This is a genomic window from Vibrio splendidus (assembly GCF_024347615.1).
Lineage (GTDB): Bacteria > Pseudomonadota > Gammaproteobacteria > Enterobacterales > Vibrionaceae > Vibrio > Vibrio splendidus.
The window spans coordinates 3,678,175-3,703,114 of the sequence record NZ_AP025508.1; the positions used below are offsets into that span (position 1 = coordinate 3,678,175).

2 protein-coding genes, 6 tRNA genes and 12 rRNA genes are annotated in these 24,940 nt (G+C 48.3%); 2 read left to right on the forward strand and 18 right to left on the reverse strand.

The features are described from left to right. Window positions 1–25 precede the first annotated feature (25 nt). Window positions 26–457: a GNAT family N-acetyltransferase gene (locus OCU90_RS16540; RefSeq protein ID WP_004736117.1), complete on the forward strand. Its 432-nt coding sequence runs from the start codon at window positions 26–28 to the stop codon at window positions 455–457. 91 nt (window positions 458–548) lie between these two features. Beyond that, window positions 549–1,889: a CDP-diacylglycerol--serine O-phosphatidyltransferase gene (pssA, locus tag OCU90_RS16545; RefSeq protein WP_061023633.1), complete on the forward strand. Its 1,341-nt coding sequence runs from the start codon at window positions 549–551 to the stop codon at window positions 1,887–1,889. 637 nt (window positions 1,890–2,526) lie between these two features. On the opposite strand, the gene OCU90_RS16550 is transcribed toward pssA, so the two are convergent. The 18 genes from OCU90_RS16550 to OCU90_RS16635 form a co-directional block, all read right to left on the reverse strand. After that, a tRNA-Asp gene (locus tag OCU90_RS16550) sits at window positions 2,527–2,603 on the reverse strand. Window positions 2,604–2,670: 67 nt separating this feature from the next. Then, window positions 2,671–2,786, reverse strand: a 5S ribosomal RNA gene (gene rrf, locus OCU90_RS16555). Window positions 2,787–2,901: 115 nt separating this feature from the next. Continuing rightward, window positions 2,902–5,795, reverse strand: a 23S ribosomal RNA gene (locus tag OCU90_RS16560). 384 nt (window positions 5,796–6,179) lie between these two features. Then, window positions 6,180–6,255, reverse strand: a tRNA-Val gene (locus tag OCU90_RS16565). 32 nt (window positions 6,256–6,287) lie between these two features. Beyond that, window positions 6,288–6,363: transfer RNA gene (locus OCU90_RS16570), tRNA-Lys, on the reverse strand. Between the two features lie 2 nt (window positions 6,364–6,365). Continuing rightward, window positions 6,366–6,441: transfer RNA gene (locus OCU90_RS16575), tRNA-Glu, on the reverse strand. 122 nt (window positions 6,442–6,563) lie between these two features. Further along, window positions 6,564–8,118: ribosomal RNA gene (locus OCU90_RS16580) — 16S ribosomal RNA — on the reverse strand. 423 nt (window positions 8,119–8,541) lie between these two features. After that, a 5S ribosomal RNA gene (rrf, locus tag OCU90_RS16585) occupies window positions 8,542–8,657 on the reverse strand. Window positions 8,658–8,771: 114 nt separating this feature from the next. Then, window positions 8,772–11,665, reverse strand: a 23S ribosomal RNA gene (locus OCU90_RS16590). Window positions 11,666–12,021: 356 nt separating this feature from the next. Further along, a 16S ribosomal RNA gene (locus OCU90_RS16595) occupies window positions 12,022–13,576 on the reverse strand. A gap of 426 nt (window positions 13,577–14,002) precedes the next feature. Next, window positions 14,003–14,118, reverse strand: a 5S ribosomal RNA gene (gene rrf / locus OCU90_RS16600). A 98-nt stretch (window positions 14,119–14,216) separates the two neighbouring features. Further along, a 23S ribosomal RNA gene (locus OCU90_RS16605) occupies window positions 14,217–17,110 on the reverse strand. A gap of 335 nt (window positions 17,111–17,445) precedes the next feature. After that, a tRNA-Ala gene (locus OCU90_RS16610) sits at window positions 17,446–17,521 on the reverse strand. A gap of 21 nt (window positions 17,522–17,542) precedes the next feature. After that, window positions 17,543–17,619, reverse strand: a tRNA-Ile gene (locus OCU90_RS16615). A 67-nt stretch (window positions 17,620–17,686) separates the two neighbouring features. Next, a 16S ribosomal RNA gene (locus tag OCU90_RS16620) occupies window positions 17,687–19,241 on the reverse strand. A 410-nt stretch (window positions 19,242–19,651) separates the two neighbouring features. After that, window positions 19,652–19,767 (reverse strand): 5S ribosomal RNA (gene rrf / locus OCU90_RS16625). Window positions 19,768–19,865: 98 nt separating this feature from the next. Then, window positions 19,866–22,759: ribosomal RNA gene (locus OCU90_RS16630) — 23S ribosomal RNA — on the reverse strand. Between the two features lie 389 nt (window positions 22,760–23,148). Continuing rightward, a 16S ribosomal RNA gene (locus OCU90_RS16635) occupies window positions 23,149–24,703 on the reverse strand. Together the 16S, 23S and 5S rRNA genes with 6 tRNA genes alongside form the textbook arrangement of a ribosomal RNA operon. Window positions 24,704–24,940: the final 237 nt, after the last annotated feature.

Below are 24,940 nucleotides of genomic sequence, written 5' to 3' on the forward strand. Positions count from 1 at the left end.
GATAAACCAATGGCGCAGTGACTGAATGAACAATGTCATCATTACTCAATTAGACCCAGTAAAGGTTCCCCTAGTTAAACGTTTCTATAAGGAACATTATCCAACGGGAAAAGCGAACAAGAGTGAACTGATCTATTCGTTATTACTAGATAACGAGCTTTGTGGTGTCGTGCGTTTTCGCACCATTGAAGATAATCGCTTACTTACTGGTATGGCGATATCAAAACAACATCGTGGTAAGCAATTAGGCTCTCTGCTTATGGACTATTGTGCGAAACATACGCTAACAGAAAGCGATTATTGCTTTGCTTATGCTCATCTCACCAACTTTTACTCTCGACACAAGTTCATGCAAGTAGACCCAACAGATCTTCCTAATGGCCTAAGAGTTTTGTACGAGCGCTATTCGAATAGCGGAAAAGATCTCATTCCTATGCATTATCAGCAAAATTGTTAGAGAATGCCTCGATTATCTAGTATTTCATGCTATCCCTTTGGTAAAATTGAAGGTTCGCAATTTTGCATATTTTTAAGGTAAAACAGTCAATATGATTGCCAGTAGGAATCCATTCATACAGTTGCCAACCATAGCGCAGAATCCTGACAAGTTTGAAGTACTACTATCAGCGCAAGAGTTTAGAGCTCGCTTACTTGATGAGATATCTCGCGCAACAACTCGTATTAGTTTAGTCGCTTTATATCTTGAAGATGATGAGGCTGGCCGTGAGATCCTAACTGCCTTATATGAAGCAAAGCAAAAGAATCCAGAATTAGATGTGAGTGTGTGTGTCGATTGGCACAGAGCTCAACGTGGATTGATTGGCGCGGAGTCTTCTGAAGGCAATGCAGCCATGTATAAAGAGTTTGCGGAAAAATATCAGCACTCTGTACCCGTCTATGGCATTCCAGTTCGCGGCAAAGAAGTCTTTGGCGTATTGCACTTAAAAGGCTTTATCGTCGATGACAGCGTGATATACAGCGGTGCAAGCCTTAACAATATCTACCTGAACTACCATGACCGCTATCGCTTTGATCGTTACCACGTTTTAAACAACGCAACGCTTGCTGATACAATGTTTACATACGTACACGAACAGATGGTCTCAGACATTGCTGTTTATGATTTGGCTGATAAGAACAAACCAGCTACCAAAGAACTGAAACCTGCAATTCGTCAGTTCCGAGCATCGTTAGCAAGATCTCAATATCAATTCGATGGTCAAGATGTTTCTCCCGAACAAGTCGCTGTGACACCATTGGTAGGTATCGGCAAGAGACGTAACCGTCTGAATCAGGGAATCAATCAACTTGTCGCTCAGGCTAAAGACGAGATCTTCATTTGTACGCCTTACTTCAATTTCCCACCGAGTCTAGCAAAAGAAGTAAAGAGAGCGCTTAAACGTGGCGTAAAGGTCAGTATTGTTGTTGGTGATAAGACAGCCAATGACTTCTTTATCTCCCCAGAGGAAGAGTTTAAAACGATTGGTGGTTTACCATACCTTTACGAGTTGAACCTGCGTCGTTTTGCTAAAGCCAACGAAGCTCATATTGCTAGTCGTAACCTTTCGATTCGACTTTGGCAACACGATTCAAATAGCTTCCATCTAAAGGGTATTTGGGTCGATAAGCGCTACATGCTTCTAACAGGTAATAACCTAAATCCTCGAGCATGGAAACTGGATCTAGAAAACGGTATCTTTATCCAAGATAACTACCATCATCTAACAGACAAGTTCCAGGCTGAAGTAGATAATATTCTTCAACACACTCAGCTAATCTGCACTTATAAGCAATTGGACAAGGTTGAGAGCTATCCGATGGAGGTTCAGAAGTTGATTCGTAAGATCACTCGTGTCAAAGCCGATAGAGTCCTTAAACAAATATTGTAGTCGATGTATTAGAAACATTATTTATCAACGCCTAGTAAACGCTAGGCGTTTTTGTATCTGCGAGATAAGTTTGTTTGATGTAATTTCTCTATTTACTCAAGACTAGTGCCAACGCTTAAATCTCCAAGTATCTACCTTTCTTAGTCAGCCTAATAATTAAGATTCAGCTATCAGATACAAATAACAACCAAGTAAGATACCAACTCAATCGACAATTACTTTCTATATCCTACGCCACTCACTACAGCGAGGAACTGCGTGATAGATCCCCCCTTAAGCTCAGTTGTGCTTAGATTAGTCTAATTTGAGACTCAGTTATCTTTAGAGGCTGTAGCAAAAAGAGTTAGAAGTAACCATCTCAATTCGTCAGGTTTAAATGTAAAACAGCACGAGCCTCCCACTATCTAGAGAGACACCTCAATATGTAGCGATAAGGTCTGTAACCAAAGTCCAAAAGCTAGTACGTCAGAAACGACGAAAGCCTAGTCGTCAGACTAGGCTTTCTAATAAGTAGTGGAATGGACGGGGTTGCGGACTTCAGGCAAACCCTTTGTGGGACTCATTCGGCCGAAGGGCAAAACACTTTTATTGAGATGTAAAAAAGCCCTGCTATTTCTAGCAGGGCTTTTCTAATAAGTGGCGGAGTGGACGGGACTCGAACCCGCGACCCCCGGCGTGACAGGCCGGTATTCTAACCAACTGAACTACCACTCCGCAGTGGTCAACTCACTAAGTGAGCGTCCATATCCCCAGGTCGGTCAACCTAAAGATTTAATTTAAAGCCTGGCGATGTCCTACTCTCACATGGGGAAACCCCACACTACCATCGGCGCTATTGTGTTTCACTTCTGAGTTCGGCATGGAATCAGGTGGGTCCACAATGCTATGGTCGCCAAGCAAATTTTAAAATTCGGAAAGCTGCTTCTCTATTTAATAGAGCTATAAAAGTATTTCTCTTCAAACGCATTCAAGGTCTGGTACATCTGAGTCCACAAAACCCCTTGGGTGTTGTATGGTTAAGCCTCACGGGCAATTAGTACAGGTTAGCTCAATGCCTCGCAGCACTTACACACCCTGCCTATCAACGTCGTAGTCTACGACAACCCTTTAGGACGCTTATAGCGTCAGGGAAAACTCATCTCAAGGCTCGCTTCCCGCTTAGATGCTTTCAGCGGTTATCGATTCCGAACTTAGCTACCGGGCAATGCCATTGGCATGACAACCCGAACACCAGAGGTTCGTCCACTCCGGTCCTCTCGTACTAGGAGCAGCCCCTTTCAATTTTCCAACGCCCACGGCAGATAGGGACCGAACTGTCTCACGACGTTCTAAACCCAGCTCGCGTACCACTTTAAATGGCGAACAGCCATACCCTTGGGACCGACTTCAGCCCCAGGATGTGATGAGCCGACATCGAGGTGCCAAACACCGCCGTCGATATGAACTCTTGGGCGGTATCAGCCTGTTATCCCCGGAGTACCTTTTATCCGTTGAGCGATGGCCCTTCCATTCAGAACCACCGGATCACTATGACCTGCTTTCGCACCTGCTCGAATTGTCATTCTCGCAGTCAAGCGGGCTTATGCCATTGCACTAACCACACGATGTCCAACCGTGTTTAGCCCACCTTCGTGCTCCTCCGTTACTCTTTGGGAGGAGACCGCCCCAGTCAAACTACCCACCAGGCACTGTCCGTAATCCCGATTCAGGGACCAACGTTAGAACATCAAAACTACAAGGGTGGTATTTCAAGGACGACTCCATCACATCTAGCGACGCAATTTCATAGTCTCCCACCTATCCTACACATGTAGGTTCAATGTTCAGTGCCAAGCTGTAGTAAAGGTTCACGGGGTCTTTCCGTCTAGCCGCGGGTACACTGCATCTTCACAGCGATTTCAATTTCACTGAGTCTCGGGTGGAGACAGCGTGGCCATCATTACGCCATTCGTGCAGGTCGGAACTTACCCGACAAGGAATTTCGCTACCTTAGGACCGTTATAGTTACGGCCGCCGTTTACCGGGGCTTCGATCAAGAGCTTCGACCGAAGTCTAACCCCATCAATTAACCTTCCGGCACCGGGCAGGCGTCACACCGTATACGTCATCTTACGATTTTGCACAGTGCTGTGTTTTTAATAAACAGTTGCAGCCACCTGGTATCTGCGACTCTCGTCTGCTCCATCCGCAAGGGACTTCACTGATAAGAGCGTACCTTCTCCCGAAGTTACGGTACCATTTTGCCTAGTTCCTTCACCCGAGTTCTCTCAAGCGCCTTGGTATTCTCTACCCGACCACCTGTGTCGGTTTGGGGTACGATTCCTTACAATCTGAAGCTTAGAGGCTTTTCCTGGAAGCATGGCATCAATGACTTCACTACCGTAGTAGCTCGACATCGTATCTCAGCGTTAATGAAAGTCCGGATTTACCTAAACTTTCCGCCTACATACTTGAACCTGGACAACCGTCGCCAGGCCCACCTAGCCTTCTCCGTCCCCCCATCGCAATTGTAAGAAGTACGGGAATATTAACCCGTTTCCCATCGACTACGCCTTTCGGCCTCGCCTTAGGAGTCGACTTACCCTGCCCCGATTAACGTTGGACAGGAACCCTTGGTCTTCCGGCGAGGGAGTTTTTCACTCCCTTTATCGTTACTCATGTCAGCATTCGCACTTCTGATACCTCCAGCAGCCCTTACAGACCACCTTCAACGGCTTACAGAACGCTCCCCTACCCCACATACCCTAAGGTACGTAGCCGCAGCTTCGGTGTATAGCTTAGCCCCGTTACATCTTCCGCGCAGGCCGACTCGACCAGTGAGCTATTACGCTTTCTTTAAATGATGGCTGCTTCTAAGCCAACATCCTGGCTGTCTGAGCCTTCCCACATCGTTTCCCACTTAGCTATACTTTGGGACCTTAGCTGGCGGTCTGGGTTGTTTCCCTCTCCACGACGGACGTTAGCACCCGCCGTGTGTCTCCCGGATAGTACTTACTGGTATTCGGAGTTTGCAAAGGGTTGGTAAGTCGGGATGACCCCCTAGCCTTAACAGTGCTCTACCCCCAGTAGTATTCGTCCGAGGCGCTACCTAAATAGCTTTCGGGGAGAACCAGCTATCTCCAGGTTTGATTGGCCTTTCACCCCTAGCCACAAGTCATCCGCTAATTTTTCAACATTAGTCGGTTCGGTCCTCCAGTTGATGTTACTCAACCTTCAACCTGCCCATGGCTAGATCACCTGGTTTCGGGTCTAATCCTAGCAACTGTACGCCCAGTTAAGACTCGGTTTCCCTACGGCTCCCCTAAACGGTTAACCTTGCTACTAAAATTAAGTCGCTGACCCATTATACAAAAGGTACGCAGTCACACCACGAAGGTGCTCCTACTGCTTGTACGTACACGGTTTCAGGTTCTATTTCACTCCCCTCACAGGGGTTCTTTTCGCCTTTCCCTCACGGTACTGGTTCACTATCGGTCAGTCAGTAGTATTTAGCCTTGGAGGATGGTCCCCCCATATTCAGACAGGATATCACGTGTCCCGCCCTACTCGTTTTCACTGATTATGATGTGTCGGTTACGGGGCTATCACCCTTTATTGCGAGACTTTCCAGACTCTTCACCTGCATCATTAAAAGCTTAAGGGCTAATCCAATTTCGCTCGCCGCTACTTTCGGAATCTCGGTTGATTTCTCTTCCTCGGGGTACTTAGATGTTTCAGTTCCCCCGGTTTGCCTCCTGTTGCTATGTATTCACAACAGGATACTTACTTATGTAAGTGGGTTTCCCCATTCAGGAATCCCAGACTCAAAAGGTTATTACTACCTAATCTGGGCTTATCGCAAGTTATTACGCCTTTCATCGCCTCTGACTGCCAAGGCATCCACCGTGTACGCTTAGTCACTTAACCATACAACCCGAAAGGGTCTTAGCGTATGGCAACTAACCAAGGTTTTTGGTTGTCATCAAGAAGGGTTAATTCCTGATGACTGTTTGCCGGACTCAATTGTGAATCAATGTAAACATTGATTCGAATACAAGACACTTGAATGTGTTTGTTGTGTTTATACCGTTCTTATTAAATAAGAGCAGATAAACATTGAGAACTTTTAAATTTGATTGAATTACTCGTAAGTAAATCAATCAGTCAGCTTTCCAAATTGTTAAAGAGCATGAGACTTTAAGAACCAGTGTTCTAAAATTCACATTTTCTAAAGACTCTCAGGGTCAAACATACCAACCAACGACAAAAGAAGTGGTTTGGATATGAATATAACCAAGAATTTTTAGAGAATGGTGGGCGATACCGGGCTCGAACCAGTGACCCCCTGCTTGTAAGGCAGGTGCTCTCCCAACTGAGCTAATCGCCCACGATAGTTTTAATTCCTTCGCGGAGAAAGAATGGTGGGTCGTGCAGGATTCGAACCTGCGACCAATTGATTAAAAGTCAACTGCTCTACCAACTGAGCTAACGACCCAATGGTATCCCGTAGGGGAGTCGAACCCCTGTTACCGCCGTGAAAGGGCGGTGTCCTAGGCCTCTAGACGAACGGGACACTGCAATTTATCTCTACTTTAAAAAGTAGAAACAAACTTCGAAGAACTTGGGAGTTCTTCATCTCTTTGCTTTTCTAAACCTAATCAATCTGTGTGGACACTCATCGTGACTATCTTCGTATAAGGAGGTGATCCAGCCCCAGGTTCCCCTAGGGCTACCTTGTTACGACTTCACCCCAGTCATGAACCACAAAGTGGTGAGCGTCCTCCCCGAAAGGTTAAACTACCCACTTCTTTTGCAGCCCACTCCCATGGTGTGACGGGCGGTGTGTACAAGGCCCGGGAACGTATTCACCGTGACATTCTGATTCACGATTACTAGCGATTCCGACTTCATGGAGTCGAGTTGCAGACTCCAATCCGGACTACGACGCACTTTTTGGGATTCGCTCACTATCGCTAGCTTGCTGCCCTCTGTATGCGCCATTGTAGCACGTGTGTAGCCCTACTCGTAAGGGCCATGATGACTTGACGTCGTCCCCACCTTCCTCCGGTTTATCACCGGCAGTCTCCCTGGAGTTCCCGACATTACTCGCTGGCAAACAAGGATAAGGGTTGCGCTCGTTGCGGGACTTAACCCAACATTTCACAACACGAGCTGACGACAGCCATGCAGCACCTGTCTCAGAGTTCCCGAAGGCACACCTGCGTCTCCGCTGGCTTCTCTGGATGTCAAGAGTAGGTAAGGTTCTTCGCGTTGCATCGAATTAAACCACATGCTCCACCGCTTGTGCGGGCCCCCGTCAATTCATTTGAGTTTTAATCTTGCGACCGTACTCCCCAGGCGGTCTACTTAACGCGTTAGCTCCGAAAGCCACGGCTCAAGGCCACAACCTCCAAGTAGACATCGTTTACGGCGTGGACTACCAGGGTATCTAATCCTGTTTGCTCCCCACGCTTTCGCATCTGAGTGTCAGTGTCTGTCCAGGGGGCCGCCTTCGCCACTGGTATTCCTTCAGATCTCTACGCATTTCACCGCTACACCTGAAATTCTACCCCCCTCTACAGCACTCTAGTTCACCAGTTTCAAATGCAGTTCCGAGGTTGAGCCCCGGGCTTTCACATCTGACTTAATGAACCACCTGCATGCGCTTTACGCCCAGTAATTCCGATTAACGCTCGCACCCTCCGTATTACCGCGGCTGCTGGCACGGAGTTAGCCGGTGCTTCTTCTGTTGCTAACGTCAAGAGATAACGCTATTAACGTTACCCCCTTCCTCACAACTGAAAGTACTTTACAACCCGAAGGCCTTCTTCATACACGCGGCATGGCTGCATCAGGCTTTCGCCCATTGTGCAATATTCCCCACTGCTGCCTCCCGTAGGAGTCTGGACCGTGTCTCAGTTCCAGTGTGGCTGATCATCCTCTCAGACCAGCTAGGGATCGTCGCCTTGGTGAGCCATTACCTCACCAACTAGCTAATCCCACCTAGGCATATCTTGACGCGAGAGGTCCGAAGATCCCCCTCTTTGGCCCGTAGGCATTATGCGGTATTAGCCATCGTTTCCAATGGTTATCCCCCACATCAAGGCAATTTCCTAGGCATTACTCACCCGTCCGCCGCTCGACGCCCATTAACGCACCCGAAGGATTGTTAGTGTCGTTTCCGCTCGACTTGCATGTGTTAGGCCTGCCGCCAGCGTTCAATCTGAGCCATGATCAAACTCTTCAATTTAAGATTTTGTGACTCAACGAATACTGACTTCAAAACTAATATTTACCGCTCTTTCGAAAAAGAACAGAAACATGTAATTCTAAAGCTATTACCATTCCAACAGAATGGTAATGAATTGACTGTGCCAAAATTAAGTAAACTTAATTTTGTATTGGTCACTCAGTTCATTGAAATCAATTTTGTTACCGAAGTAACTGCCATTCCTAAGAATGACGTTTTGATATTCATCAACGAGTGCCCACACAGATTGATAGGTTTAAATTGTTAAAGAGCGTGTTCTCTAAAAAGAGAACGCTTTCAGTGCCTTAGCACTTAAGCAGGACGCGTATAATACGCTTTCCACTTTGAAAGTCAACATAAAACTCTAAGAAACTTAGAACTCTATGGTGACTTGTCTATTAAATAGACAAAGTCGAAATTAAAGCCTGGCGATGTCCTACTCTCACATGGGGAAACCCCACACTACCATCGGCGCTATTGTGTTTCACTTCTGAGTTCGGCATGGAATCAGGTGGGTCCACAATGCTATGGTCGCCAAGCAAATTTTAAAATTCGGAAAGCTGCTTCTCTATTTAATAGAGCTATAAAAGTATTTCTCTTCAAACGCATTCAAGGTCTGTACATCTGAGTCCACAAAACCCCTTGGGTGTTGTATGGTTAAGCCTCACGGGCAATTAGTACAGGTTAGCTCAATGCCTCGCAGCACTTACACACCCTGCCTATCAACGTCGTAGTCTACGACAACCCTTTAGGACACTTATAGTGCCAGGGAAAACTCATCTCAAGGCTCGCTTCCCGCTTAGATGCTTTCAGCGGTTATCGATTCCGAACTTAGCTACCGGGCAATGCCATTGGCATGACAACCCGAACACCAGAGGTTCGTCCACTCCGGTCCTCTCGTACTAGGAGCAGCCCCTTTCAATTTTCCAACGCCCACGGCAGATAGGGACCGAACTGTCTCACGACGTTCTAAACCCAGCTCGCGTACCACTTTAAATGGCGAACAGCCATACCCTTGGGACCGACTTCAGCCCCAGGATGTGATGAGCCGACATCGAGGTGCCAAACACCGCCGTCGATATGAACTCTTGGGCGGTATCAGCCTGTTATCCCCGGAGTACCTTTTATCCGTTGAGCGATGGCCCTTCCATTCAGAACCACCGGATCACTATGACCTGCTTTCGCACCTGCTCGAATTGTCATTCTCGCAGTCAAGCGGGCTTATGCCATTGCACTAACCACACGATGTCCAACCGTGTTTAGCCCACCTTCGTGCTCCTCCGTTACTCTTTGGGAGGAGACCGCCCCAGTCAAACTACCCACCAGGCACTGTCCGTAATCCCGATTCAGGGACCAACGTTAGAACATCAAAACTACAAGGGTGGTATTTCAAGGACGACTCCATCACATCTAGCGACGCAATTTCATAGTCTCCCACCTATCCTACACATGTAGGTTCAATGTTCAGTGCCAAGCTGTAGTAAAGGTTCACGGGGTCTTTCCGTCTAGCCGCGGGTACACTGCATCTTCACAGCGATTTCAATTTCACTGAGTCTCGGGTGGAGACAGCGTGGCCATCATTACGCCATTCGTGCAGGTCGGAACTTACCCGACAAGGAATTTCGCTACCTTAGGACCGTTATAGTTACGGCCGCCGTTTACCGGGGCTTCGATCAAGAGCTTCGACCGAAGTCTAACCCCATCAATTAACCTTCCGGCACCGGGCAGGCGTCACACCGTATACGTCATCTTACGATTTTGCACAGTGCTGTGTTTTTAATAAACAGTTGCAGCCACCTGGTATCTGCGACTCTCGTCTGCTCCATCCGCAAGGGACTTCACTGATAAGAGCGTACCTTCTCCCGAAGTTACGGTACCATTTTGCCTAGTTCCTTCACCCGAGTTCTCTCAAGCGCCTTGGTATTCTCTACCCGACCACCTGTGTCGGTTTGGGGTACGATTCCTTACAATCTGAAGCTTAGAGGCTTTTCCTGGAAGCATGGCATCAATGACTTCACTACCGTAGTAGCTCGACATCGTATCTCAGCGTTAATGAAAGTCCGGATTTACCTAAACTTTCCGCCTACATACTTGAACCTGGACAACCGTCGCCAGGCCCACCTAGCCTTCTCCGTCCCCCCATCGCAATTGTAAGAAGTACGGGAATATTAACCCGTTTCCCATCGACTACGCCTTTCGGCCTCGCCTTAGGAGTCGACTTACCCTGCCCCGATTAACGTTGGACAGGAACCCTTGGTCTTCCGGCGAGGGAGTTTTTCACTCCCTTTATCGTTACTCATGTCAGCATTCGCACTTCTGATACCTCCAGCAGCCCTTACAGACCACCTTCAACGGCTTACAGAACGCTCCCCTACCCCACATACCCTAAGGTACGTAGCCGCAGCTTCGGTGTATAGCTTAGCCCCGTTACATCTTCCGCGCAGGCCGACTCGACCAGTGAGCTATTACGCTTTCTTTAAATGATGGCTGCTTCTAAGCCAACATCCTGGCTGTCTGAGCCTTCCCACATCGTTTCCCACTTAGCTATACTTTGGGACCTTAGCTGGCGGTCTGGGTTGTTTCCCTCTCCACGACGGACGTTAGCACCCGCCGTGTGTCTCCCGGATAGTACTTACTGGTATTCGGAGTTTGCAAAGGGTTGGTAAGTCGGGATGACCCCCTAGCCTTAACAGTGCTCTACCCCCAGTAGTATTCGTCCGAGGCGCTACCTAAATAGCTTTCGGGGAGAACCAGCTATCTCCAGGTTTGATTGGCCTTTCACCCCTAGCCACAAGTCATCCGCTAATTTTTCAACATTAGTCGGTTCGGTCCTCCAGTTGATGTTACTCAACCTTCAACCTGCCCATGGCTAGATCACCTGGTTTCGGGTCTAATCCTAGCAACTGTACGCCCAGTTAAGACTCGGTTTCCCTACGGCTCCCCTAAACGGTTAACCTTGCTACTAAAATTAAGTCGCTGACCCATTATACAAAAGGTACGCAGTCACACCACGAAGGTGCTCCTACTGCTTGTACGTACACGGTTTCAGGTTCTATTTCACTCCCCTCACAGGGGTTCTTTTCGCCTTTCCCTCACGGTACTGGTTCACTATCGGTCAGTCAGTAGTATTTAGCCTTGGAGGATGGTCCCCCCATATTCAGACAGGATATCACGTGTCCCGCCCTACTCGTTTTCACTGATTATGATGTGTCGGTTACGGGGCTATCACCCTTTGTTGCGAGACTTTCCAGACTCTTCACCTGCATCATTAAAAGCTTAAGGGCTAATCCAATTTCGCTCGCCGCTACTTTCGGAATCTCGGTTGATTTCTCTTCCTCGGGGTACTTAGATGTTTCAGTTCCCCCGGTTTGCCTCCTGTTGCTATGTATTCACAACAGGATACTTGCTTATGCAAGTGGGTTTCCCCATTCAGGAATCCCAGACTCAAAAGGTTATTACTACCTAATCTGGGCTTATCGCAAGTTATTACGCCTTTCATCGCCTCTGACTGCCAAGGCATCCACCGTGTACGCTTAGTCACTTAACCATACAACCCGAAAGGGTCTTAGCGTATGGCAACTAACCAAGGTTTTTGGTTGTCATCAAGAAGGGTTAATTCTTGATAACTGTTTGCTGGACTCAATTGTGAATCAATGTAAACATTGATTCGAATACAAGACACTTGAATGTGTTTGTTGTGTCTATCTAATGAAAGATAAACATTGAGAACTTTTAAATTTGATTGAATTACTCGTAAGTAAATCAATCAGTCAGCTTTCCAAATTGTTAAAGAGCATAAAGCAAAAAGCTTTAATCAATAACTTACGTTATTAATTAAAGCTCTGGCTTTAACTAAATCTAAACCATCAATCTGTGTGGACACTCATCGTGACTATCTTCGTATAAGGAGGTGATCCAGCCCCAGGTTCCCCTAGGGCTACCTTGTTACGACTTCACCCCAGTCATGAACCACAAAGTGGTGAGCGTCCTCCCCGAAAGGTTAAACTACCCACTTCTTTTGCAGCCCACTCCCATGGTGTGACGGGCGGTGTGTACAAGGCCCGGGAACGTATTCACCGTGACATTCTGATTCACGATTACTAGCGATTCCGACTTCATGGAGTCGAGTTGCAGACTCCAATCCGGACTACGACGCACTTTTTGGGATTCGCTCACTATCGCTAGCTTGCTGCCCTCTGTATGCGCCATTGTAGCACGTGTGTAGCCCTACTCGTAAGGGCCATGATGACTTGACGTCGTCCCCACCTTCCTCCGGTTTATCACCGGCAGTCTCCCTGGAGTTCCCGACATTACTCGCTGGCAAACAAGGATAAGGGTTGCGCTCGTTGCGGGACTTAACCCAACATTTCACAACACGAGCTGACGACAGCCATGCAGCACCTGTCTCAGAGTTCCCGAAGGCACACCTGCGTCTCCGCTGGCTTCTCTGGATGTCAAGAGTAGGTAAGGTTCTTCGCGTTGCATCGAATTAAACCACATGCTCCACCGCTTGTGCGGGCCCCCGTCAATTCATTTGAGTTTTAATCTTGCGACCGTACTCCCCAGGCGGTCTACTTAACGCGTTAGCTCCGAAAGCCACGGCTCAAGGCCACAACCTCCAAGTAGACATCGTTTACGGCGTGGACTACCAGGGTATCTAATCCTGTTTGCTCCCCACGCTTTCGCATCTGAGTGTCAGTGTCTGTCCAGGGGGCCGCCTTCGCCACTGGTATTCCTTCAGATCTCTACGCATTTCACCGCTACACCTGAAATTCTACCCCCCTCTACAGCACTCTAGTTCACCAGTTTCAAATGCAGTTCCGAGGTTGAGCCCCGGGCTTTCACATCTGACTTAATGAACCACCTGCATGCGCTTTACGCCCAGTAATTCCGATTAACGCTCGCACCCTCCGTATTACCGCGGCTGCTGGCACGGAGTTAGCCGGTGCTTCTTCTGTTGCTAACGTCAAGAGATAACGCTATTAACGTTACCCCCTTCCTCACAACTGAAAGTACTTTACAACCCGAAGGCCTTCTTCATACACGCGGCATGGCTGCATCAGGCTTTCGCCCATTGTGCAATATTCCCCACTGCTGCCTCCCGTAGGAGTCTGGACCGTGTCTCAGTTCCAGTGTGGCTGATCATCCTCTCAGACCAGCTAGGGATCGTCGCCTTGGTGAGCCATTACCTCACCAACTAGCTAATCCCACCTAGGCATATCTTGACGCGAGAGGCCCGAAGGTCCCCCTCTTTGGCCCGTAGGCATTATGCGGTATTAGCCATCGTTTCCAATGGTTATCCCCCACATCAAGGCAATTTCCTAGGCATTACTCACCCGTCCGCCGCTCGACGCCCAACAAATCCTCCGAAGATTCAATGTTGTCGTTTCCGCTCGACTTGCATGTGTTAGGCCTGCCGCCAGCGTTCAATCTGAGCCATGATCAAACTCTTCAATTTAAGATTTTGTGACTCAACGAATACTGACTTCAAAACTAATATTCATGTAAACATGAACATGTAATTCTAAAGCTATTACCATTCCAACAGAATGGTAATGAATTGACTGTGCCAAAATTAAGTAAACTTAATTTTGTATTGGTCACTCAGTTCATTGAAATCAAGTTTGTTACCGAAGTAACTGTTATTACGCTCTTTCGAAAAAGAACCAATAACGTTTTGATATTCATCAACGAGTGCCCACACAGATTGATAGGTTTAAATTGTTAAAGAGCGTGTTCTCTAAAAAGAGAACGCTTTCAGTGCCTTAGCACTTAAGCAGGACGCGTATAATACGCTTTCCACTTTGAAAGTCAACATAAAACTCTAAGAAAACTTAGAACTCTATGGTGACTTGTCTATTAAATAGACAAAGTCGAAATTAAAGCCTGGCGATGTCCTACTCTCACATGGGGAAACCCCACACTACCATCGGCGCTATTGTGTTTCACTTCTGAGTTCGGCATGGAATCAGGTGGGTCCACAATGCTATGGTCGCCAAGCAAATTTTAAAATTCGGAAAGCTTATCTAAAAGTTATTTCTCTTCAAACGCATTCAAGGTCTGGTATATCTGAGTCCACAAAACCCCTTGGGTGTTGTATGGTTAAGCCTCACGGGCAATTAGTACAGGTTAGCTCAATGCCTCGCAGCACTTACACACCCTGCCTATCAACGTCGTAGTCTACGACAACCCTTTAGGACACTTATAGTGCCAGGGAAAACTCATCTCAAGGCTCGCTTCCCGCTTAGATGCTTTCAGCGGTTATCGATTCCGAACTTAGCTACCGGGCAATGCCATTGGCATGACAACCCGAACACCAGAGGTTCGTCCACTCCGGTCCTCTCGTACTAGGAGCAGCCCCTTTCAATTTTCCAACGCCCACGGCAGATAGGGACCGAACTGTCTCACGACGTTCTAAACCCAGCTCGCGTACCACTTTAAATGGCGAACAGCCATACCCTTGGGACCGACTTCAGCCCCAGGATGTGATGAGCCGACATCGAGGTGCCAAACACCGCCGTCGATATGAACTCTTGGGCGGTATCAGCCTGTTATCCCCGGAGTACCTTTTATCCGTTGAGCGATGGCCCTTCCATTCAGAACCACCGGATCACTATGACCTGCTTTCGCACCTGCTCGAATTGTCATTCTCGCAGTCAAGCGGGCTTATGCCATTGCACTAACCACACGATGTCCAACCGTGTTTAGCCCACCTTCGTGCTCCTCCGTTACTCTTTGGGAGGAGACCGCCCCAGTCAAACTACCCACCAGGCACTGTCCGTAATCCCGATTCAGGGACCAACGTTAGAACATCAAAACTACAAGGGTGGTATTTCAAGGACGACTCCATCACATCTAGCGACGCAATTTCATAGTCTCCCACCTATCCTACACATGTAGGTTCAATGTTCAGTGCCAAGCTGTAGTAAAGGTTCACGGGGTCTTTCCGTCTAGCCGCGGGTACACTGCATCTTCACAGCGATTTCAATTTCACTGAGTCTCGGGTGGAGACAGCGTGGCCATCATTACGCCATTCGTGCAGGTCGGAACTTACCCGACAAGGAATTTCGCTACCTTAGGACCGTTATAGTTACGGCCGCCGTTTACCGGGGCTTCGATCAAGAGCTTCGACCGAAGTCTAACCCCATCAATTAACCTTCCGGCACCGGGCAGGCGTCACACCGTATACGTCATCTTACGATTTTGCACAGTGCTGTGTTTTTAATAAACAGTTGCAGCCACCTGGTATCTGCGACTCTCGTCTGCTCCATCCGCAAGGGACTTCACTGATAAGAGCGTACCTTCTCCCGAAGTTACGGTACCATTTTGCCTAGTTCCTTCACCCGAGTTCTCTCAAGCGCCTTGGTATTCTCTACCCGACCACCTGTGTCGGTTTGGGGTACGATTCCTTACAATCTGAAGCTTAGAGGCTTTTCCTGGAAGCATGGCATCAATGACTTCACTACCGTAGTAGCTCGACATCGTATCTCAGCGTTAATGAAAGTCCGGATTTACCTAAACTTTCCGCCTACATACTTGAACCTGGACAACCGTCGCCAGGCCCACCTAGCCTTCTCCGTCCCCCCATCGCAATTGTAAGAAGTACGGGAATATTAACCCGTTTCCCATCGACTACGCCTTTCGGCCTCGCCTTAGGAGTCGACTTACCCTGCCCCGATTAACGTTGGACAGGAACCCTTGGTCTTCCGGCGAGGGAGTTTTTCACTCCCTTTATCGTTACTCATGTCAGCATTCGCACTTCTGATACCTCCAGCAGCCCTTACAGACCACCTTCAACGGCTTACAGAACGCTCCCCTACCCCACATACCCTAAGGTACGTAGCCGCAGCTTCGGTGTATAGCTTAGCCCCGTTACATCTTCCGCGCAGGCCGACTCGACCAGTGAGCTATTACGCTTTCTTTAAATGATGGCTGCTTCTAAGCCAACATCCTGGCTGTCTGAGCCTTCCCACATCGTTTCCCACTTAGCTATACTTTGGGACCTTAGCTGGCGGTCTGGGTTGTTTCCCTCTCCACGACGGACGTTAGCACCCGCCGTGTGTCTCCCGGATAGTACTTACTGGTATTCGGAGTTTGCAAAGGGTTGGTAAGTCGGGATGACCCCCTAGCCTTAACAGTGCTCTACCCCCAGTAGTATTCGTCCGAGGCGCTACCTAAATAGCTTTCGGGGAGAACCAGCTATCTCCAGGTTTGATTGGCCTTTCACCCCTAGCCACAAGTCATCCGCTAATTTTTCAACATTAGTCGGTTCGGTCCTCCAGTTGATGTTACTCAACCTTCAACCTGCCCATGGCTAGATCACCTGGTTTCGGGTCTAATCCTAGCAACTGTACGCCCAGTTAAGACTCGGTTTCCCTACGGCTCCCCTAAACGGTTAACCTTGCTACTAAAATTAAGTCGCTGACCCATTATACAAAAGGTACGCAGTCACACCACGAAGGTGCTCCTACTGCTTGTACGTACACGGTTTCAGGTTCTATTTCACTCCCCTCACAGGGGTTCTTTTCGCCTTTCCCTCACGGTACTGGTTCACTATCGGTCAGTCAGTAGTATTTAGCCTTGGAGGATGGTCCCCCCATATTCAGACAGGATATCACGTGTCCCGCCCTACTCGTTTTCACTGATTATGATGTGTCGGTTACGGGGCTATCACCCTTTATTGCGAGACTTTCCAGACTCTTCACCTGCATCATTAAAAGCTTAAGGGCTAATCCAATTTCGCTCGCCGCTACTTTCGGAATCTCGGTTGATTTCTCTTCCTCGGGGTACTTAGATGTTTCAGTTCCCCCGGTTTGCCTCCTGTTGCTATGTATTCACAACAGGATACTTGCTTATGCAAGTGGGTTTCCCCATTCAGGAATCCCAGACTCAAAAGGTTATTACTACCTAATCTGGGCTTATCGCAAGTTATTACGCCTTTCATCGCCTCTGACTGCCAAGGCATCCACCGTGTACGCTTAGTCACTTAACCATACAACCCGAAAGGGTCTCTGTTTTACTTTCACTTTTGAAAAGTGAAAACAAACTAGTATGGCAACTAACCAAGGTTTTTGGTTGTCATCAAGAAGGGTTAATTCCTGATAACTGTTTGCCGGACTCAATTGTGAATCAAACTAAAGTTTGATTCGAATACAAGACACTTGAATGTGTTTGTTGTGTTTATCTAATGAAAGATAAACATTGAGAACTTTTAAATTTGATTGAATTACTCGTAAGTAAATCAATCAGTCAGCTTTCCAAATTGTTAAAGAGCTAGATTTCTTTCGAAACCATTTTTAAATATTTTCAGATAAAAACACTTAAAGATGGTGGAGCTATGCGGGATCGAACCGCAGACCTCCTGCGTGCAAGGCAGGCGCTCTCCCAGCTGAGCTATAGCCCCATCTTTGTATCCAGTCGATATTGGTGGGTCTGAGTGGACTCGAACCACCGACCTCCCGCTTATCAGGCGAGCGCTCTAACCAGCTGAGCTACAGACCCAATATCGTCTCTTTTACTTTCTAAACCTAATCAATCTGTGTGGACACTCATCGTGACTATCTTCGTATAAGGAGGTGATCCAGCCCCAGGTTCCCCTAGGGCTACCTTGTTACGACTTCACCCCAGTCATGAACCACAAAGTGGTGAGCGTCCTCCCCGAAAGGTTAAACTACCCACTTCTTTTGCAGCCCACTCCCATGGTGTGACGGGCGGTGTGTACAAGGCCCGGGAACGTATTCACCGTGACATTCTGATTCACGATTACTAGCGATTCCGACTTCATGGAGTCGAGTTGCAGACTCCAATCCGGACTACGACGCACTTTTTGGGATTCGCTCACTATCGCTAGCTTGCTGCCCTCTGTATGCGCCATTGTAGCACGTGTGTAGCCCTACTCGTAAGGGCCATGATGACTTGACGTCGTCCCCACCTTCCTCCGGTTTATCACCGGCAGTCTCCCTGGAGTTCCCGACATTACTCGCTGGCAAACAAGGATAAGGGTTGCGCTCGTTGCGGGACTTAACCCAACATTTCACAACACGAGCTGACGACAGCCATGCAGCACCTGTCTCAGAGTTCCCGAAGGCACACCTGCGTCTCCGCTGGCTTCTCTGGATGTCAAGAGTAGGTAAGGTTCTTCGCGTTGCATCGAATTAAACCACATGCTCCACCGCTTGTGCGGGCCCCCGTCAATTCATTTGAGTTTTAATCTTGCGACCGTACTCCCCAGGCGGTCTACTTAACGCGTTAGCTCCGAAAGCCACGGCTCAAGGCCACAACCTCCAAGTAGACATCGTTTACGGCGTGGACTACCAGGGTATCTAATCCTGTTTGCTCCCCACGCTTTCGCATCTGAGTGTCAGTGTCTGTCCAGGGGGCCGCCTTCGCCACTGGTATTCCTTCAGATCTCTACGCATTTCACCGCTACACCTGAAATTCTACCCCCCTCTACAGCACTCTAGTTCACCAGTTTCAAATGCAGTTCCGAGGTTGAGCCCCGGGCTTTCACATCTGACTTAATGAACCACCTGCATGCGCTTTACGCCCAGTAATTCCGATTAACGCTCGCACCCTCCGTATTACCGCGGCTGCTGGCACGGAGTTAGCCGGTGCTTCTTCTGTTGCTAACGTCAAGAGATAACGCTATTAACGTTACCCCCTTCCTCACAACTGAAAGTACTTTACAACCCGAAGGCCTTCTTCATACACGCGGCATGGCTGCATCAGGCTTTCGCCCATTGTGCAATATTCCCCACTGCTGCCTCCCGTAGGAGTCTGGACCGTGTCTCAGTTCCAGTGTGGCTGATCATCCTCTCAGACCAGCTAGGGATCGTCGCCTTGGTGAGCCATTACCTCACCAACTAGCTAATCCCACCTAGGCATATCTTGACGCGAGAGGTCCGAAGATCCCCCTCTTTGGCCCGTAGGCATTATGCGGTATTAGCCATCGTTTCCAATGGTTATCCCCCACATCAAGGCAATTTCCTAGGCATTACTCACCCGTCCGCCGCTCGACGCCCATTAACGCACCCGAAGGATTGTTAGTGTCGTTTCCGCTCGACTTGCATGTGTTAGGCCTGCCGCCAGCGTTCAATCTGAGCCATGATCAAACTCTTCAATTTAAGATTTTGTGACTCAACGAATACTGACTTCAAAACTAATATTCATTCGAAAATGAACATGTAATTCTAAAGCTATTACCATTCCAACAGAATGGTAATGAATTGACTGTGCCAAATAACCGAAGTTATTCGTATTGGTCACTCAGTTCATTGAAATCAAGTTTGTTACCGAAGTAACTGTTTTATCCAAAGGATAAAACGTTTTGATATTCATCAACGAGTGCCCACACAGATTGATAGGTTTAAATTGTTAAAGAGCGTGTTCTCTAAAAAGAGAACGCTTTCAGTGCCTTAGCACTTAAGCAGGACGCGTATAATACGCTTTCCACTTTGAAAGTCAACATAAAACTCTAAGAAAACTTAGAACTCTATGGTGACTTGTCTATTAAATAGACAAAGTCGAAATTAAAGCCTGGCGATGTCCTACTCTCACATGGGGAAACCCCACACTACCATCGGCGCTATTGTGTTTCACTTCTGAGTTCGGCATGGAATCAGGTGGGTCCACAATGCTATGGTCGCCAAGCAAATTTTAAAATTCGGAAAGCTTATCTAAAAGTTATTTCTCTTCAAACGCATTCAAGGTCTGGTATATCTGAGTCCACAAAACCCCTTGGGTGTTGTATGGTTAAGCCTCACGGGCAATTAGTACAGGTTAGCTCAATGCCTCGCAGCACTTACACACCCTGCCTATCAACGTCGTAGTCTACGACAACCCTTTAGGACACTTATAGTGCCAGGGAAAACTCATCTCAAGGCTCGCTTCCCGCTTAGATGCTTTCAGCGGTTATCGATTCCGAACTTAGCTACCGGGCAATGCCATTGGCATGACAACCCGAACACCAGAGGTTCGTCCACTCCGGTCCTCTCGTACTAGGAGCAGCCCCTTTCAATTTTCCAACGCCCACGGCAGATAGGGACCGAACTGTCTCACGACGTTCTAAACCCAGCTCGCGTACCACTTTAAATGGCGAACAGCCATACCCTTGGGACCGACTTCAGCCCCAGGATGTGATGAGCCGACATCGAGGTGCCAAACACCGCCGTCGATATGAACTCTTGGGCGGTATCAGCCTGTTATCCCCGGAGTACCTTTTATCCGTTGAGCGATGGCCCTTCCATTCAGAACCACCGGATCACTATGACCTGCTTTCGCACCTGCTCGAATTGTCATTCTCGCAGTCAAGCGGGCTTATGCCATTGCACTAACCACACGATGTCCAACCGTGTTTAGCCCACCTTCGTGCTCCTCCGTTACTCTTTGGGAGGAGACCGCCCCAGTCAAACTACCCACCAGGCACTGTCCGTAATCCCGATTCAGGGACCAACGTTAGAACATCAAAACTACAAGGGTGGTATTTCAAGGACGACTCCATCACATCTAGCGACGCAATTTCATAGTCTCCCACCTATCCTACACATGTAGGTTCAATGTTCAGTGCCAAGCTGTAGTAAAGGTTCACGGGGTCTTTCCGTCTAGCCGCGGGTACACTGCATCTTCACAGCGATTTCAATTTCACTGAGTCTCGGGTGGAGACAGCGTGGCCATCATTACGCCATTCGTGCAGGTCGGAACTTACCCGACAAGGAATTTCGCTACCTTAGGACCGTTATAGTTACGGCCGCCGTTTACCGGGGCTTCGATCAAGAGCTTCGACCGAAGTCTAACCCCATCAATTAACCTTCCGGCACCGGGCAGGCGTCACACCGTATACGTCATCTTACGATTTTGCACAGTGCTGTGTTTTTAATAAACAGTTGCAGCCACCTGGTATCTGCGACTCTCGTCTGCTCCATCCGCAAGGGACTTCACTGATAAGAGCGTACCTTCTCCCGAAGTTACGGTACCATTTTGCCTAGTTCCTTCACCCGAGTTCTCTCAAGCGCCTTGGTATTCTCTACCCGACCACCTGTGTCGGTTTGGGGTACGATTCCTTACAATCTGAAGCTTAGAGGCTTTTCCTGGAAGCATGGCATCAATGACTTCACTACCGTAGTAGCTCGACATCGTATCTCAGCGTTAATGAAAGTCCGGATTTACCTAAACTTTCCGCCTACATACTTGAACCTGGACAACCGTCGCCAGGCCCACCTAGCCTTCTCCGTCCCCCCATCGCAATTGTAAGAAGTACGGGAATATTAACCCGTTTCCCATCGACTACGCCTTTCGGCCTCGCCTTAGGAGTCGACTTACCCTGCCCCGATTAACGTTGGACAGGAACCCTTGGTCTTCCGGCGAGGGAGTTTTTCACTCCCTTTATCGTTACTCATGTCAGCATTCGCACTTCTGATACCTCCAGCAGCCCTTACAGACCACCTTCAACGGCTTACAGAACGCTCCCCTACCCCACATACCCTAAGGTACGTAGCCGCAGCTTCGGTGTATAGCTTAGCCCCGTTACATCTTCCGCGCAGGCCGACTCGACCAGTGAGCTATTACGCTTTCTTTAAATGATGGCTGCTTCTAAGCCAACATCCTGGCTGTCTGAGCCTTCCCACATCGTTTCCCACTTAGCTATACTTTGGGACCTTAGCTGGCGGTCTGGGTTGTTTCCCTCTCCACGACGGACGTTAGCACCCGCCGTGTGTCTCCCGGATAGTACTTACTGGTATTCGGAGTTTGCAAAGGGTTGGTAAGTCGGGATGACCCCCTAGCCTTAACAGTGCTCTACCCCCAGTAGTATTCGTCCGAGGCGCTACCTAAATAGCTTTCGGGGAGAACCAGCTATCTCCAGGTTTGATTGGCCTTTCACCCCTAGCCACAAGTCATCCGCTAATTTTTCAACATTAGTCGGTTCGGTCCTCCAGTTGATGTTACTCAACCTTCAACCTGCCCATGGCTAGATCACCTGGTTTCGGGTCTAATCCTAGCAACTGTACGCCCAGTTAAGACTCGGTTTCCCTACGGCTCCCCTAAACGGTTAACCTTGCTACTAAAATTAAGTCGCTGACCCATTATACAAAAGGTACGCAGTCACACCACGAAGGTGCTCCTACTGCTTGTACGTACACGGTTTCAGGTTCTATTTCACTCCCCTCACAGGGGTTCTTTTCGCCTTTCCCTCACGGTACTGGTTCACTATCGGTCAGTCAGTAGTATTTAGCCTTGGAGGATGGTCCCCCCATATTCAGACAGGATATCACGTGTCCCGCCCTACTCGTTTTCACTGATTATGATGTGTCGGTTACGGGGCTATCACCCTTTATTGCGAGACTTTCCAGACTCTTCACCTGCATCATTAAAAGCTTAAGGGCTAATCCAATTTCGCTCGCCGCTACTTTCGGAATCTCGGTTGATTTCTCTTCCTCGGGGTACTTAGATGTTTCAGTTCCCCCGGTTTGCCTCCTGTTGCTATGTATTCACAACAGGATACTTACTTATGTAAGTGGGTTTCCCCATTCAGGAATCCCAGACTCAAAAGGTTATTACTACCTAATCTGGGCTTATCGCAAGTTATTACGCCTTTCATCGCCTCTGACTGCCAAGGCATCCACCGTGTACGCTTAGTCACTTAACCATACAACCCGAAAGGGTTTCTATTTGCTTTCACTTTAAAAAGTGAAGACAAACAAGCGTATGGCAACTAACCAAGGTTTTTGGTTGTCATCAAGAAGGGTTAATTCTTGATGACTGTTTGCCGGACTCAATTGTGAATCAATGTAAACATTGATTCGAATACAAGACACTTGAATGTGTTTGTTGTGTTTATCTAATGAAAGATAAACATTGAGAACTTTTAAATTTGATTGAATTACTCGTAAGTAATCAATCAGTCAGCTTTCCAAATTGTTAAAGAGCATAAAGCAAAAAGCTTTAATCAATAACTTACGTTATTAATTAAAGCTCTGGCTTTAACTAAATCTAAACCATCAATCTGTGTGGACACTCATCGTGACTATCTTCGTATAAGGAGGTGATCCAGCCCCAGGTTCCCCTAGGGCTACCTTGTTACGACTTCACCCCAGTCATGAACCACAAAGTGGTGAGCGTCCTCCCCGAAAGGTTAAACTACCCACTTCTTTTGCAGCCCACTCCCATGGTGTGACGGGCGGTGTGTACAAGGCCCGGGAACGTATTCACCGTGACATTCTGATTCACGATTACTAGCGATTCCGACTTCATGGAGTCGAGTTGCAGACTCCAATCCGGACTACGACGCACTTTTTGGGATTCGCTCACTATCGCTAGCTTGCTGCCCTCTGTATGCGCCATTGTAGCACGTGTGTAGCCCTACTCGTAAGGGCCATGATGACTTGACGTCGTCCCCACCTTCCTCCGGTTTATCACCGGCAGTCTCCCTGGAGTTCCCGACATTACTCGCTGGCAAACAAGGATAAGGGTTGCGCTCGTTGCGGGACTTAACCCAACATTTCACAACACGAGCTGACGACAGCCATGCAGCACCTGTCTCAGAGTTCCCGAAGGCACACCTGCGTCTCCGCTGGCTTCTCTGGATGTCAAGAGTAGGTAAGGTTCTTCGCGTTGCATCGAATTAAACCACATGCTCCACCGCTTGTGCGGGCCCCCGTCAATTCATTTGAGTTTTAATCTTGCGACCGTACTCCCCAGGCGGTCTACTTAACGCGTTAGCTCCGAAAGCCACGGCTCAAGGCCACAACCTCCAAGTAGACATCGTTTACGGCGTGGACTACCAGGGTATCTAATCCTGTTTGCTCCCCACGCTTTCGCATCTGAGTGTCAGTGTCTGTCCAGGGGGCCGCCTTCGCCACTGGTATTCCTTCAGATCTCTACGCATTTCACCGCTACACCTGAAATTCTACCCCCCTCTACAGCACTCTAGTTCACCAGTTTCAAATGCAGTTCCGAGGTTGAGCCCCGGGCTTTCACATCTGACTTAATGAACCACCTGCATGCGCTTTACGCCCAGTAATTCCGATTAACGCTCGCACCCTCCGTATTACCGCGGCTGCTGGCACGGAGTTAGCCGGTGCTTCTTCTGTTGCTAACGTCAAGAGATAACGCTATTAACGTTACCCCCTTCCTCACAACTGAAAGTACTTTACAACCCGAAGGCCTTCTTCATACACGCGGCATGGCTGCATCAGGCTTTCGCCCATTGTGCAATATTCCCCACTGCTGCCTCCCGTAGGAGTCTGGACCGTGTCTCAGTTCCAGTGTGGCTGATCATCCTCTCAGACCAGCTAGGGATCGTCGCCTTGGTGAGCCATTACCTCACCAACTAGCTAATCCCACCTAGGCATATCTTGACGCGAGAGGTCCGAAGATCCCCCTCTTTGGCCCGTAGGCATTATGCGGTATTAGCCATCGTTTCCAATGGTTATCCCCCACATCAAGGCAATTTCCTAGGCATTACTCACCCGTCCGCCGCTCGACGCCCATTAACGCACCCGAAGGATTGTTAGTGTCGTTTCCGCTCGACTTGCATGTGTTAGGCCTGCCGCCAGCGTTCAATCTGAGCCATGATCAAACTCTTCAATTTAAGATTTTGTGACTCAACGAATACTGACTTCAAAACTAATATTCATGTAAACATGAACATGTAATTCTAAAGCTATTACCATTCCAACAGAATGGTAATGAATTGACTGTGCCAAATAACCGAAGTTATTCGTATTGGTCACTCAGTTCATTGAAATCAAGTTTGTTACCGAAGTAACTGTTATTACGCTCTTTCGAAAAAGAACCAATAACGTTTTGATATTCATCAACGAGTGCC